Below are 15,654 nucleotides of genomic sequence, written 5' to 3' on the forward strand. Positions count from 1 at the left end.
TAGCGTTGTAGCCCTAACCACCCTCGCCTCATCCGACTTTCACACACGGAGTGTCTTAGCCATGCCACATGTTGCCATCAAGTATTTCCCGCGCAATCTGCCTGAAAACGTCAAACAGGATTTAGCAAACGATATCAGCGAGTTACTCAAGAAATATCTAAACGCGGAAGACAAATCGATCTCGGTTGCCTTAACCGAAGTTGTGCCGGAACGCTGGAAAGACGCGGTTTACGATATCGAAATCGGGCCGGAACTGGAGAATCTCACCAAAAAACCGGGATATACCATGTAACGTCAACGCACGGGTCACGTTATTGGCGAGCAAAGCCCGGACGTTACGGTCACCCTTCGCTGTGCTCTGGTTCATCTGCGTTGCCCGTCAAAACCAAGGCTCATAACGAGCCTTGTAGCACAATCGACCCGCCCGTCATTCACATCAGGTTTTGCTCGATAATCGTAACGAACCCAATTAGCAGGCTTTTGTGGCTAAATAGATACCTGATTGTATAAAAAATAGTAATTAAACACCGTCTGATGCGTGAAAGCCGAGATAAATGATGAATTAACATATGTCTAATGTTATATGTAACGAGATATTGTGATTTTTTATGAGGATAGGGATGTGACTGGGACCATTATTGTCAACAAAAACGAAATTGATAATAGGTATGCATGGCTATTAGCATTGGTAAATTCAGCGGGGTATTTATTAAGCACAGGATCCATTAATGTTTATGTTTCTGGCATTATTATCCTCGTTATTAACTTATTTTTAATGCTGACTGATTCAGCAAAACTGGAAGCAAGTGGATATAAAAGCCCGCTGGTTATATTGGGCGTACTATTCGGGCCTATCTATATAATCCACAGAGCGATCATTCTAAGAAAAACAGAAGTACCCTATTACGCGATAGTTTGGTTCCTGTCTCTCGTTACGTTAATGTATATAACATCTGTCGATGAATACAACCAAGAGCTGGAAGGCGCAGCCTGTGTAATTGTGACTGAAATACTACAAGAAAACAATGACCAGCGTGAACTGGAGTGCAAGGCTGTAAAAATAGATGAAAAAGTCAATGATACTTTTTATAAAGCTCACGCCATTATTAGCAATGGAGAGTCCGTTAAGATAGGAATAGAAGACAAAAGTGATGACGAAATATTTGTGACAATGTCCTCTACTCCACATTAACCCAGCCTTGAACAGGCTATACCCGTCATACTTCAAGTTGCAGGTGTGTTGGCTACGTTACTCGGCCCATTTCATGGGCCTCACCTCTTCGGGGCCGCTGCAAGCAGCGTTCAAATCGGCTTACGCCAATTAACGCGGCGACGCAGCAAATCCCCAGGAGCTGACATCAGTAGGTGACTGGGGTGAGCGGCGTCTGCTAACCTGACCCCTCCCTGGCCTGACCGCACATCCGACATGAATATAGCTCATGTTGTAATGAAATTAAGTCGCTTTCCCTCGCCCATCAACTCTGGCATAAAATATGCTAAATTAACTCGCCAGCAACATGAAGACCACCAATTGATAAATTAAAGTCATTTAATATCAACATGTTAACCGGGTTTTCATATCAAGCATCAGGAAAAAAGAACGCGATGACTAAAAATTTTACATTTACGATTAAAAGCAGTTGCTTCGATGAGAACTATAACCCCTCCGAAAATACGCGTATCACGACCAACTTTGCGAATCTGGCCAGAGGAGATCGCCGCCAGGAGAACTTACGCAATACATTAGTGATGATTGACAATCGCTTCAATACATTGGCGTATTGGGATAACCCCAAAGGTGACCGTTATTCCGTCGAACTTGAAATCATTTCTGTTGATATGCACATTGCCGACAATAACGCCACCTTCCCGGCAATTGAAATTTTGAAAACCAACATCATTGATAAAAAAACAAACCAGCGGATTGAAGGTATTGTAGGCAATAATTTCTCGTCTTACGTGCGTGATTATGACTTTAGCGTGTTGTTGTTAGAGCATAATAATAGTCAATCCGAATTTAGCATTCCCGATAACTTTGGCGATTTGCATGGGAATATATTTAAATATTTCGTCAATTCGCAGGAATACAAAGACAAATTTAGCAAGCGGCCGGTAATATGTTTAAGTGTTTCCAGCAAAGAAACCTATCATAGAACGGGAAACCAGCATCCTGTATTGGGCATCGAGTATCAACCAAATGGTTCTTCTTTAACCGAACAGTATTTCGAAAAAATGGGGCTACAGGTTCGCTACTTTATGCCACAAAATAGTGTTGCGCCTTTGGCTTTTTATTTCTTTGGTGATTTACTGAGTGATTACACGGATCTTGAGCTTATCAGTACCATCAGCACGATGGAGACGTTCCAAAAAATCTACCGCCCTGAGATTTACAATGCGAACTCTGCTGCCGGGCAATACTATTGCCCCAACCTGAATCATCATGATCATTCATTAACAAAAATTGTTTATGATCGCGAAGAGCGCAGCCAGTTGGCGATTAAGCAAGGGAAGTTTACTGAAGAGCACTTCATCAAACCGTATAAAAATATTCTTGAGCAATGGTCGGCTCATTACGCGCGCTAATTCACCAAAAATATAAGGTCACCTGCTATGAAAACATTGCTACCTACCTCAACTGCGGGCAGTTTACCCAAGCCCTCCTGGCTCGCCGAGCCGGAGAAGCTGTGGTCCCCCTGGAAATTACAAAACGACGAGCTGATTGAGGGGAAAAAAGATGCCTTAAGCTTGTCGCTGTTTGATCAACTGCGTGCAGGTATTGATATTGTCAGCGATGGCGAACAAACACGCCAACACTTTGTCACCACGTTTATTGAACACCTGAGCGGTGTGGATTTTGAGAAACGTGAAGTGGTTAAAATTCGTAATCGCTATGACGCGAGCGTGCCGACAGTGGTCGGTGCGGTAGCGCGTCAAAAACCCGTGTTTGTTGAAGATGCCAAATTCTTACGTCAACTCACCAAGCAACCCATTAAATGGGCCTTGCCGGGGCCGATGACGATGATTGATACGCTCTATGATAACCACTATAAAAGCCGCGAAAAGCTCGCCTGGGAATTTGCAAAAATACTCAATCAGGAAGCGAAAGAATTAGAGGCTGCGGGTGTCGATATCATCCAGTTTGATGAGCCTGCCTTTAATGTTTTCTTTGATGAAGTGAATGATTGGGGAATCGCCACGTTAGAAAAAGCCATTGAAGGGCTGAAATGTGAAACGGCTGTGCATATTTGCTATGGCTATGGCATCAAAGCCAATACCGATTGGAAAAAAACGCTGGGGTCAGAGTGGCGGCAATACGAAGAAGCCTTTCCCAAACTGCAAACATCGGCTATCGATATCATTTCGCTGGAATGTCATAACTCGCGAGTTCCGATGGATCTGCTTGAGCTGATTCGCGGTAAAAAAGTCATGGTAGGGGCCATTGATGTGGCAACCAATACCATAGAGACACCAGAAGAAGTCGCCGATACGCTACGAAAAGCACTCCAATTTGTCGATGCCGACAAGCTCTACCCTTCGACCAACTGCGGTATGGCCCCCTTATCTCGTCGGGTAGCCACAGGCAAACTCAATGCGTTAAGCGCAGGTGCAGACATCATCCGCAGAGAGCTTTCTGCTAAATAACCAGAACCACCGGCGGCCGACGGAATACACCGGGCCGCCTTTTTGCTGTCGTACAGCGTGATAGCACGTGCTGGCATCGTCACCGCCAATCCGGTTTTTAAACCATGCCATTATTCCCATGACGCAAAAATGCCGGTCGCTGATTCAAGCGCATAAACCACGCATCAATGGCAGGGACTTCAGGGTGGGGAAACGGTGTCATTTTCCAGCGATTCACCGACAACCCAAGCACCACATCGGCCAGCGTAAACGTCTCACCTGCCGCCCATGCACCGGTGCGCTGGAGTTGTTGTTCAAGAATACCGATACAGTGATTCCACTCTTTAATGCCTGCGGCAATCGCGTTTTGATCGTTATAGGCCGGGTTCTTGCGCGCCAGGGCCGGGAAGACATAACGCCAGGCGTTGTTAAACTCGGTCGCCTGCCAGTCCATCCAGTGCTCGACGTTAGCGCACGCCTGCGCTTCAGTGGGGAGCAGGTCATCACGCCCGGCTTTACGCGCCAGATAGCGACAAATCGAATTGGATTCCCACAGCACGAATTCATCGTCAATCAACACGGGCACCATCGCATTCGGATTCATGGCGCGAAATGCATCGGTTTCCGTTGAGGCAAATCCGCTACCATAATCTTCCTGAACATAATCCAGCCCCACTTCCTCGCAGGTCCAGAGCACTTTACGCACATTTATTGACGTCGTTTTGCCAAGTATTTTCAGCATACCTCGAATGTCCTTCCGCGTGATTAATCGTTTAAAAACACTACACCAACCTCATATCTGCGTGCTACTGGTAACAGCGCATTGGCATGGCTACAGCGCATTCGTGGGTTTATGCTTTTATTGGGCTGCAAATTCGAATTGTGTGGCGCTTCCTACTTCATATCGCTTTACGTTGACATCAAAAATCAGTTTGGCTGTTCGCTTCAGACCCCTTCAGGCTTATAGCCGATAGTAGGAGGCTGCTCTGTCGGCTATGAGCGAGGAGCAGACCTCAAACTGAATGTGTGTTAATAAGGAGGTTACTCAATAATCTTGTTGATTGTATCTGTAAGCCATCCTTCTACCTCTTTTTGTATGTGTTGGGCGGCTGCGTTAGCAGCATCTTTTGAATTAATATTAACCTTTATATTTCTCCACTTACTGCATTGTGGGCTGAAATATTCCCCCCAACTCCGTCTCTTTAAAAACTCATAAGAAAAATTTATCGCCACATCTTTATTTGAATAAAATGGAATTACATAAAGACATATAGGATCTACAATTTCAAACAGAGGTTCAAAGGATACTTTAAAAATTCTATTATCCAAGAGGTGACTATACTGGAACCCATCAACAAAACTTCTCTTTTTAGTCACTTTTTCTAGTTTATATTCTTTATCCCCTTCGAGCCCACCTAATATTCCCAATCTATCTAAATTTGATAAATAGTTTGTCATCGGTTTTCTAGGCAATGCTTTATATTCTTCAATATGGTATTCTTCTGTATCAAAGGTTGCTTCGGCATAATAATTTTTTTCTTTATTGCTTTCAAGCCATTCTCCCAATTTAGCTCTGTTCGGGATGTGGTAATTTTCAATCGAATTATCAATATTAATTGTATAAAGTTTTTTTATTCCCTCATTCCAAGATGACAGGTTCAAATTGAATTCTTTGATAAATTGAGACAAGGTTTCTTCATTGAAGCAAACTTCTTTTGATTTTCTGGCTACTAGATCGTAAACACTGAAATTTGATTGGATATTTTCTTCCAACGATAGCGAGCTGTTATTCTCAGCGTTGCTTTTTTCATCATCTGACTTAATGCCGAAGGCTTTATAAATCAATTGATGTGTATCATTTGAAATAGAACCAAACTTTTCTAAATTACTTGATTGAGTTACAAAAATAGGTGAAGAACTACCTGAATTTGCAAAATCATCTGCTACTGCATCCATGATTTCTCTATAGCGAACCTCTCCATTTCTGTCTAGTAACGAAGTTAAAATACTTTCTGTAAAGCGACTAAACTCTGCCCCTGCATATGATTCTTCATCATCTCTAGAAGAAAACCAGAAATAAATATCGTTCAATCCATATTTTTTTGCAGATTTTTTTAAATCACTTTCTGTATTAGACTCACTTTTTATATATTGAGTACCACTAAAACAAGCATCAACAATCTTTACGCATAGATTTGGAGATATGGCTTTTATCCATTCATCTAATTCGGAGTTTCGCAGACCTGTCGTTTCCCTTTTTTTACGGTCAAAATCAGAAGGCAAATAGAAAAAATCACCCTCAAACCGCTCACCATGACCACTAAAGTAAAATATAAACTCCTCGACTTCTTTATCTTTATATTTTTCTATGAAATTAGCAATATTTCTCTTTATTAAAGTCCCAGATTCATCATTATTGATGTAAAGAACCTCTTCAAAGCTCTTAACGTTTTCCAATACATCCTTAAAAACCCTAGCATCATTTTTGCAGGCTGTAAGATTGTCAAAAATGTCGCTTTTATACTTCTCTACACCAATCACAATACCGAGATTCATCAGATTCCCCCGTTCACCATCATCTTAACTTTTAAACGATTTAGACCTTAGCAGATCACAGTGTCCCGATCTTCGTACGTCTATGATGCCGCTTCCTCTTGTGTACTTCAAAAATATTCTTCTATGTTATAATTGAAGCGCTAAAAGCACATGAACCACTCACCAGCTATCAATATAATATTATGTGAAACGTCCACTCATGACATTTAGTTGATCCTCGCTATAATTACATAAAAAACAATTCAAATTAATAATTAATCATAACCCAGTAAATATACCCGACTGATAAAACAGTCTATCATTCCGACGATAGGCTATTGTAAAAAAGCCCCCAACCATTAGGTCAGGGACTCAGACTGCTAACAAAATCCGTAAGCACAAGATGAAGTATTTTTACGGCGTCAAAAACTGCGCTGAGGTGGGCGACGTCGCCGGGTGAGCGACAGGACGTCGCGAAAGCCCGTGCCGCGTCTGGAGCGCGTCACGGGCGGCCCGAACAGCGAAGGCGAACGCCGAAGGAACCGCGTCAGCGGCACAGTTTAGCCACCAGCCTGTGGTCAAGGGGAGGTGGCGTTTGAACCTCGCCTTGTCGTGCGTGCGACGAAGCAGCAAATAAATGACACTGTTTATCCCGCACGAAACTTTTCACTGACCGGACAAATTTCACTGTTTGCAAGACAACATAAGCTGTTTGTCAACAGCCCCTGCCCCCAACCATCAGGTCAGGGGCTTTTCAATACCAACACTCACATCCCATTAGAATGCGGCGGCAAAAATCTCGACGATTTCCGCGTGGGTGGCTTTTTTCGGGTTGGTCAACCCGCAGGCGTCTTTCAGTGCGTTGTCCGCCAGAATGTTGAAGTCTTCTTCTTTCACGCCCAGATCTTTCAGGCCTGCCGGGATACCGACATCGCTCGCCATCTGGCTTATCGCCTGAATAGCCGCTTCCGCTGCCTGCTGGTCGCTCAGCCCGGCGACATCCACACCCAGCGCGACCGCAACGTCTTTCAGACGAGGTGCCGCCACCGCCGCGTTGTAACGTTCTACATGCGGCAACAACACCGCATTACACACCCCGTGCGGCAGGTTATAGAAACCGCCCAGTTGGTGCGCCATGGCATGAACATACCCCAGCGATGCATTGTTGAACGCCATGCCCGCCATAAACTGGGCGTAAGCCATCTGTTCTCGGGCCACCATGTTTTTACCGTCTTTGACCGCATCACGCAGATGGTCACGGATCAGTTCGATGGCTTTGATCGCCACCGCATCGGTGATGGGGTTCGCGGCGGTAGACACATAAGCTTCAATAGCATGGGTCAAGGCGTCCATCCCGGTGGCGGCGGTCAGTGATGCAGGCATCCCAACCATCAGCGCCGGGTCGTTGACCGACATCACCGGGGTCACGTTTTTATCCACGATCGCCATTTTCACGTGGCGCACTTCGTCGGTGATGATACAGAAACGGGTCATTTCAGACGCGGTGCCCGCCGTGGTGTTTATGCCAATCAGCGGTAGCTGCGGTTTGGCAGAAACATCCACGCCTTCGTAGTCGGCGATTTCGCCGCCATTGGCCGCCAGCAGCGCAATCCCTTTGGCGCAGTCATGGGAAGAACCGCCCCCCAACGACACCACGCAATCGCTGTGGTTGGCCTTCAGAATCTTCAGACCGGCATCCACGTTGGCGACGGTCGGGTTTGGCTGCACGCCATCATAAATGGCGCTATCGACCTGATATTTTTTCAACAGTTGCTGCACCGAAGCCGCAACACCAATTTTGTTCAACACACCGTCGGTTACGATCAAGGCATGTTTGAAACCCTGCAACTGAATCTGCCTGGCTGCTTCCTCTAACGCACCCTCGCCCATCAGGTTTAACGCTGGAATATAAAATGCGCTGCTCATAGATCACCATCCATTTATTACAGAGTCTTAACTTACGGTCATCCTAGCATTGACATTTTTCAGTAAAATTGACCCAGAACAAATTTCTAATACTCTTTGCAGCCGAAGCGATAAATCATTTCTTTCTTTCACCCACACTGATAACCGGCTGTTATTTTAGTAAAAAACCGTTTCATATAATGAAACTATGTTACTACCCGCCGTCTCAGCCACTGCGCCAGAGGTAACGCACGCAGCACAATTCATTTACACACAAACCCAGGGTGAATGCAGACTTATTCAGAGAAATGAACATAGCGGATGGGGGAAGCGAGAAACCGCATCACATCGGTTGAATGTGCGGCGTTTGAACGTGAAGACAACGCCGCACAGGCAGCGTTGTCTTGCAAAGAAAGCGATGGATTAGCGGCGGTTTCGGACCAACTGGTAACGGCGGGTCAGGTATTCAACCGGTGCGCTCCAGATATGCACCAAACGGCAGAACGGGAACAGCAGGAACAGCGTCATGCCCAGCACCAGATGCAGGCGGAAAATCAGCGCGACACCATCCAGATGCGCCGAAGCACCGCCACGCAATGTCACCACCGCCTGCGCCCAGTTCACCAGTTTCATCATTTCGCTGCCGTCCATGTGTTGCGCGGAAAACGGAATGGTCAGCACCCCCAGCAACGCCTGAATCACCAGTAACGACAGGATCAGGATATCACCGGTAGACGACGTGGCACGTACCCGTGGATTCGTCAGCCGACGCTTCAGTAGTAACGCACCGCCGACCAGCGTCAGCACGCCGCAGGTTCCACCACCGATCATCGCCATTTTCTGTTTTATCGCGAGCGACAGAAAGGGTTCGTACATCCAGTGCGGTGTCATCATGCCGATAAAGTGACCGCCCAACACCCCCAGAATACCGATATGGAACAGGTTCGACGCCAGTCGCATACCTTTCTTGTCCAGCATTTGGCTGGAACCAGCGCGCCAGCTGTACTGACCGTAGTCATAGCGCAGCCAACTGCCAGCCAGGAATACCGCACCGGCGATATAGGGGTAGATATCAAACAAAAACAGATTGAGATAATGCATCAGCAGTCTCCTTTAGCACGCGATGCGTCAAGGTTCAGGTAGTGCGGTGCCACGGCATCGGCGAAGCGACGTTGATGGCGAGTCTGTTGCGCCGGGGCGCAGCCTGCATCGGCCAGGAAGCGAACCTGCTCCTCTTCCCATACCGCATCCAGCGCCTGCGGCGTATCATCACGCGTTTCTTGCGCCACCTTCGCCGCGACGGCATCACTGGAAGGGTCGCACGCCGCCAGCGTTAACAACAGTTGCGGTAACAGGGCGTACTCGCTGTCGCGCTGGCGTAATCGTTCCGCCAGCAGCGTCAGGATCGGCGCGATATCACGCAGCCCCTCACGGGCGGCCTGCGGTTCACGCAGCGTCAGGTACTCCAGATACAGCGGCAGGAAATCCGGCAGTTCGCGGCAATCCAGCTCTAACCCGACCTCACGGTACTGCGCCAGTAAATCCACCATCGCCTGACCACGGTCGCGCGACTCGCCATGCACATGTTCGAACAGCAGCAGCGACAACGCGCGGCCGCGGTCAAACAGTTCGCTGTAGCGCGCCTGCCGGTCGAGCAGGTCACCCTGATAAAAGTCAGCGATGAATTGCAGCAGTTGCGCGCTTTGGCGCAGCGGCAACTCGTCGGCCTGTTCCAGCGCCGCCAGCATGGCCTGACGCTGCTGCCACAGTTCCGCATCCGGATACTCCAGCAGCCGGGCGATAACGCGAAGACTGATCATGACTGGTTCTCCTGCATCCGGCGGCGGCTCATGGTCTGGGTTTGGCTGGTGACGTCGATAGCATCGATACGGCGGCTGTTGAACAGATTGAACGACGAGTCGCTGCCGTGGCAGCCGTCGCCAAAGCTGAAGCCGCAGCCGCGGGTTTCCGGAAACGCATCTCGCGCCAGTTCCCGATGGCTGGACGGCACCACAAAGCGATCCTCATAGTTGGCGATCGCCAGATAGCGGTACATCTCTTCGGCCTGCGTCGGCGTCAGCCCTACCTGCTCCAGCGCGCTGACATCGGTAATCTGCTCCACCGTCTGCGCCCGTTTGTAATGACGCATCGCCAGCATACGCCGCAGCGCACGCAGCACCGGGCGGGTGTCGCCCGCGGTCAGCAGATTCGCCAGATACTGCACCGGGATGCGCAGGCTTTCCACGTCCGGCAGTACACCGCTGTGCGCCAGAGTCCCCGCGTCAGCCGCGGACTGGATCGGCGACAACGGCGGCACGTACCACACCATCGGCAGCGTGCGGTATTCCGGGTGCAGCGGCAGCGCCAGCTGCCATTCCACCGCCAGCTTGTACACCGGCGACTGCTGCGCCGCGTCAATCACGCTGAGCGGAATGCCATCGCGCTGGGCCTGCGCGATCACTTCGGGGTCGTGCGGGTCGAGGAAAATGTCCAGTTGGCGAGCGTACAGGTCGGTTTCGCTCTCCACCGACGCCGCCTGTTCAATGCGGTCAGCATCGTACAGCAGGACACCCAGATAGCGGATACGGCCCACGCAGGTTTCCGAACACAGCGTCGGCATCCCGGATTCGATGCGCGGATAACAGAAAATGCATTTTTCTGACTTGCCGCTCTTCCAGTTGAAGTAGATTTTTTTATACGGGCAGCCGGTCAGGCACATGCGCCAGCCGCGGCATTTATCCTGATCGATCAGCACAATGCCGTCTTCCGCCCGCTTGTAAATGGCACCGCTCGGACAGGTGGCGACGCAGGCCGGGTTCAGGCAGTGCTCGCACAGTCTTGGCAGGTACATCATGAAGGTGTTCTCGAACTGCCCGTACATGGCTTTCTGCATGTCGTCGAAGTTCTTATCCTGCGAGCGTTTGCTGAACTCGCCACCCAGATCGTCTTCCCAGTTCGGGCCGTTTTCGATCTTCTCCATGCGCTGACCGGTTACCAGCGAACGCGGGCGCGCCACCGGCTGGTGTCGGCTTTCACCGGCGCGTTGCAGATGAGCGTAGTCGTAGTCGAACGGCTCGTAGTAATCATCCAGCGCGGGAACGTCCGGGTTGGCGAAAATTTTCGCCAGCACCCCGATGCGATTCCCCATGCGCGGCTCAAGCCGCCCGTTGATTTTACGGATCCAGCCGCCTTTCCATTTTTCCTGATCTTCCCAGGCGTGCGGATAACCGGTGCCGGGCTTGGTTTCCACGTTATTGAACCAGGCGTACTCCACCCCTTCGCGGCTGGTCCAGACGTTCTTGCAGGTCACCGAACAGGTGTGGCAGCCAATGCATTTATCCAGATTCAGCACCATGCCGACTTGTGAACGAATTTTCATCAGGCTTTCTCCTGCAGATGAGGTTGCACATGGGAAGAGAGGTCGTCGTGGCTGTCCTCATCCAGCCAGTCGATACGGTTCATCTTGCGGACCACCACGAATTCATCGCGGTTGGAACCGACGGTGCCATAGTAGTTAAAGCCATACGCCAACTGGGCATAGCCGCCGATCATGTGGGTCGGTTTCGGGCAAACGCGCGTCACCGAGTTATGAATGCCGCCGCGCTGGCCGGTCACTTCCGAGCCGGGCAGGTTCACCAGTCGCTCCTGCGCGTGGTACATCATGGTCATGCCGGACGGAATACGCTGGCTCACCACCGCACGAGCGGTCAGCGCGCCGTTGGCGTTAAACACTTCCACCCAGTCGTTGTCGGCGATGGTCAGCTCGCGGGCATCGTCCTCGCTCAGCCAGACAATCGGCCCGCCGCGCCCCAACGTCAGCATCAACAGGTTTTCGCTGTAGGTGGAGTGAATCCCCCACTTCTGATGCGGCGTCAGGAAGTTGAGCGCCTTTTCCGGGTTGCCGTTGGGCTTTTTATTCAGCAACGGCTGCGCTGCGCGGGTATCCACCGGCGGGCGGTACACCAGCAGGCTTTCGCCGAAGGCGCGCATCCATTCGTGGTCCTGATACAGCTGCTGGCGGCCGGAAAGGGTGCGCCACGGAATCAGTTCATGCACGTTGGTGTAACAGGCGTTGTAAGACACATGTTCGTCTTCCAGACCGGACCAGGTCGGGCTGGAGATGATTTTGCGCGGCTGCGCCTGAATATCCCGGAAGCGGATTTTTTCGTCCTCTTTCGGATGCGCCAGATGGGTGTGATCCCGTCCGGTGACCGTGCTTAGCGCCGACCAGGCTTTCACCGCTACCTGGCCGTTGGTTTCCGGTGCCAGCGACAGAATGACCTCGGCGGCGTCTATCGCCGTGTCGATTCTCGGGCGACCTGCGGCCGGGCCGTCTTCCTGCACCCGGTTCAGACGCTTGAGGAAATCGACCTCCGTCTGGGTATTCCAACTGATGCCTTTACCGCCGTTGCCCAGCTTATCCAGCAATGGGCCGAGCGCGGTAAAGCGGGTATACAGGTTCGGGTAGTCGCGCTCTACCGTCATGATGTGCGGCGCGGTTTTGCCCGGAATCAGGTCGCATTCGCCTTTTTTCCAGTCTTTCACCCCCAGCGGCTGTGCCATTTCGGCCGCCGAGTCGTGCTGAATCGGCAGCGTCACCACATCGGTTTCCACCCCCAGATGCCCCTGACAGACGCGCGAGAAGGTTTTCGCCAACCCTTTATAAATGTCCCAGTCGGTTTTCGACTCCCAGGCCGGGTCAACCGCCGCCGATAACGGGTGGATGAACGGATGCATGTCCGAGGTGTTCATGTCGTCCTTTTCATACCAGGTGGCGGTCGGCAACACGATGTCGGAATAGAGACAGGTGCTGGACATACGGAAATCGAGCGTGACCACCAGATCCAGCTTGCCTTCACCGCCCTGTGCGCGCCATTCCACCTCTTCCGGCGTCACGCCACCCTGCTGGCCCAAATCCTGCCCCTGAATACCGTGTTCGGTGCCCAGCAGGTACTTGAGCATGTACTCATGCCCCTTGCCGGACGAGCCCAACAGGTTGGAGCGCCAGATAAACAGGTTGCGCGGGAAGTTTTGCGGGTCGTCCGGCTGTTCGGCGGCAAAACGCAGGCGACCGGCTTTCAGCTCCGCCACGGTGTAATCCTGCGGTGACATGCCGACGGCCGCCGCTTGTTCGGCGATACGCAGCGGATTCACACCCAACTGCGGGGCGGACGGCAACCAGCCCATGCGCTCGGCGCGCACGTTGAAATCGATCAGGCTGCCGCTGAAACGGGAGCGGTCCGCCAGCGGCGACAGCAGTTCCTGCGGCGCGATGGTTTCGTAACGCCACTGACTGGAGTGGTTATAGAAAAACGAGGTGCTGTTCATATGGCGCGGCGGGCGCTGCCAGTCCAGCCCGAACGCCAGCGGCAACCAGCCGGTTTGCGGACGCAGCTTCTCCTGACCGACATAGTGTGCCCAGCCGCCGCCGCTCTGCCCGACGCAGCCGCAGAAGATCAGCATGTTGATCAACCCGCGGTAGTTCATGTCGAGGTGATACCAGTGGTTCATACCCGCACCGACGATAATCATCGAACGGCCGTGGGTTTTATCGGCGTTATCGGCGAACTCACGGGCGATACGGATAATGTTCTGGCGCGACACGCCGGTTACCTGTTCCGCCCATGCTGGGGTGTAGGCTTTTACCTGATCATAATCCGTTACCTGATCATCGCCGGTCGCGCACTGCGCGTCGTCCAGGCCGCGATCCACGCCGTAGTTGGCGAGCGTCAGGTCGTACACGCTGGTGACCAGCGCCAGCTGACCATCGGCCAGCGTCAGGCGTTTAACCGGCAACTGATGCAGCAACACCTCGTCCAGCGCGACGCTGGCGAAGTGCTCACTGGATGCACCGCCAAAATAAGGGAAGCCGACGGACACCACATCGTCGTGCTTTCCCAGCAGGCTCAGTTGCAGGTTGACATCACGCTGGGCGCTGCCTTCGCGCTGTTCCAGATTCCATTTGCCCTGCTCCCCCCAGCGATAACCGATGGAGCCTTGCGGAGCAACCAGTTCACCGGTGGGTTCGTCAATGGCAACGGTTTTCCACTCCGGGTTGTTCTGCTGCCCCAGTTTGCCCACCAGATCGGCGGCGCGCAGCAAACGCCCAGCGGCGTAGCTGCCGTCCGCACGCGGTTCCAGCAGCACCAGCATCGGCATGTCGGTATAGCGGCGCACGTAATCGGTGAAGTACTGGCGCGGCTGTTTGAGGTGAAATTCGTTGAGGATCACGTGGCCCATCGCCAGTGCCAGCGCGCTGTCGGTGCCCTGTTTCGGATTCAGCCACTGATCGCACAGCTTGGCGATTTCCGCATAATCCGGGGTGATGGCGACGGTTTTGGTGCCTTTGTAGCGCACTTCAGCAAAGAAGTGCGCGTCTGGGGTACGGGTCTGCGGGACGTTGGAACCCCAGGCGATGATGTAGGACGAATTGTACCAATCGGCTGATTCTGGTACGTCGGTCTGTTCGCCCCAGGTCTGCGGCGACGCCGGTGGCAGGTCGCAGTACCAGTCGTAAAAACTGAGGCACACCCCGCCCATCAGGGACAAATAGCGCGCGCCAGCAGCGTAAGACACCATCGACATCGCCGGAATCGGTGAAAAACCGATCACCCGGTCCGGGCCGAAGGTTTTGGCGGTATACACGTTGGCGGCGGCGATCAGTTCATTCACCTCCTGCCAGTCGGCACGCACAAAACCGCCGCGCCCGCGCACCTGCTTATATTGCTGTGTTTTGCTCGCGTCACCGACGATTGACGCCCAGGCATCCACCGGGTCGGCGTGATGCTGACGCGCCTCGCGCCACAGTTTCATCAGGCGTTTGCGCACCATCGGATATTTCAGCCGGTTGGCGCTGTAGAGATACCAGGAGTAGCTGGCACCGCGCGGGCAACCACGCGGCTCGTGATTCGGCAGGTCCGGACGGGTGCGGGGGTAATCGGTTTGCTGTGTCTCCCAGGTGACCAGCCCGTTTTTGACATAAATCTTCCAGCTGCATGAACCGGTGCAGTTAACGCCATGCGTCGAGCGCACCACCTTGTCATGTTGCCAGCGGCTGCGGTAGCCATCCTCCCAGTCACGGTTGGTATTGAGTGTTTGGCCGTGATCGCCAGAAAACGGCTCGGTCACTTGTTTGAAATAGCGTAACCGGTCAAGAAACTTGCTCATCCGGGCTCTCCTGCTGCGGAACCTGAAGGTTCCTGTCGTTATGGAAAAGGGTCAGGCTGACCACCGACGTCGCGCGGCGTTATCGGGAAAACAGCCTGATGCTTTGCTCACTATGGACCGCAGCTTAGCCAGCCGACTCTGAGGCAGAATTGACAGTGATCAAGCTCCATCCGCTGTTCACGCCCTCTCAGCGGGTGAAATACCACCAAAGGATTAATGCAAAAAATCTCTCTAATTAATTGAATAAAAACACAATTCAACCATTTCTCATGAAAGGGGTGGTAGGTAATTTCCGTTAAGGACTCTTTGGAGGTAGATCAGCGCTGCCCGCAGGGGAAAAGACGATACGCAACGACATCATCAGCACAGGTCCCCAACCGATAACACGGCGAATGGAAGCGTTCACCCGGCTGAATAGATTGATCC

General features: G+C 51.8%; 11 protein-coding genes. 4 read left to right on the forward strand and 7 right to left on the reverse strand.

Annotated features, from left to right (window positions below; translation table 11 throughout):
* The first annotated feature begins 61 nt into the window (after positions 1–61).
* The 4 genes from pptA to OB87_RS06455 all read left to right on the forward strand — a co-directional run bounded on the left by pptA (position 62) and on the right by OB87_RS06455 (position 3,642).
* Positions 62–292 (forward strand): tautomerase PptA, encoded by a 231-nt coding sequence (gene pptA / locus OB87_RS06440; protein WP_033568618.1) that lies wholly within the window; start codon positions 62–64, stop codon positions 290–292.
* Between the two features lie 330 nt (positions 293–622).
* On the forward strand, positions 623–1,192 hold the full coding sequence (locus OB87_RS06445) for a hypothetical protein (RefSeq protein ID WP_033568619.1): 570 nt from the start codon (positions 623–625) through the stop codon (positions 1,190–1,192).
* Positions 1,193–1,605: 413 nt separating this feature from the next.
* A complete protein-coding gene (locus OB87_RS06450) occupies positions 1,606–2,583 on the forward strand; it encodes a DUF1852 domain-containing protein (protein ID WP_033568620.1) in 978 nt (325 codons plus the stop codon).
* A 27-nt stretch (positions 2,584–2,610) separates the two neighbouring features.
* On the forward strand, positions 2,611–3,642 hold the full coding sequence (locus tag OB87_RS06455) for a methionine synthase (RefSeq protein WP_033568621.1): 1,032 nt from the start codon (positions 2,611–2,613) through the stop codon (positions 3,640–3,642).
* A 97-nt stretch (positions 3,643–3,739) separates the two neighbouring features.
* Here OB87_RS06455 and OB87_RS06460 read toward each other — a convergent pair whose 3' ends face one another.
* The 7 genes from OB87_RS06460 to OB87_RS06490 form a co-directional block, all read right to left on the reverse strand.
* Positions 3,740–4,363 (reverse strand): glutathione S-transferase family protein, encoded by a 624-nt coding sequence (locus OB87_RS06460; RefSeq protein WP_033568622.1) that lies wholly within the window; start codon positions 4,361–4,363, stop codon positions 3,740–3,742.
* Positions 4,364–4,662: 299 nt separating this feature from the next.
* Positions 4,663–6,177 carry a caspase family protein gene (locus OB87_RS06465; protein WP_033568623.1) on the reverse strand — a complete coding sequence of 505 codons (1,515 nt, stop codon included), beginning with the start codon at positions 6,175–6,177 and terminating at the stop codon, positions 4,663–4,665.
* Between the two features lie 756 nt (positions 6,178–6,933).
* Positions 6,934–8,082 carry an L-threonine dehydrogenase gene (yiaY, locus tag OB87_RS06470; RefSeq protein WP_033568624.1) on the reverse strand — a complete coding sequence of 383 codons (1,149 nt, stop codon included), beginning with the start codon at positions 8,080–8,082 and terminating at the stop codon, positions 6,934–6,936.
* Between the two features lie 402 nt (positions 8,083–8,484).
* Positions 8,485–9,162, reverse strand: a complete 678-nt coding sequence (narI, locus tag OB87_RS06475; protein ID WP_033568625.1) for a respiratory nitrate reductase subunit gamma — start codon at positions 9,160–9,162, stop codon at positions 8,485–8,487.
* Positions 9,162–9,881: a nitrate reductase molybdenum cofactor assembly chaperone gene (narJ, locus tag OB87_RS06480; protein ID WP_033568626.1), complete on the reverse strand. Its 720-nt coding sequence runs from the start codon at positions 9,879–9,881 to the stop codon at positions 9,162–9,164. Before narJ ends, narI begins: the two co-directional genes overlap by 1 nt.
* The gene (gene narH / locus OB87_RS06485; RefSeq protein ID WP_033568627.1) at positions 9,878–11,440 is read right to left on the reverse strand and encodes a nitrate reductase subunit beta; all 1,563 of its coding nucleotides are present in this window, start codon (positions 11,438–11,440) and stop codon (positions 9,878–9,880) included. The genes narJ and narH overlap by 4 nt, the downstream gene beginning before the upstream one ends.
* Positions 11,440–15,228, reverse strand: a complete 3,789-nt coding sequence (locus tag OB87_RS06490; protein ID WP_033568628.1) for a nitrate reductase subunit alpha — start codon at positions 15,226–15,228, stop codon at positions 11,440–11,442. Before OB87_RS06490 ends, narH begins: the two co-directional genes overlap by 1 nt.
* Positions 15,229–15,654: the final 426 nt, after the last annotated feature.

Source organism: Dickeya undicola (assembly GCF_000784735.1).
Classification (GTDB): domain Bacteria; phylum Pseudomonadota; class Gammaproteobacteria; order Enterobacterales; family Enterobacteriaceae; genus Dickeya; species Dickeya undicola.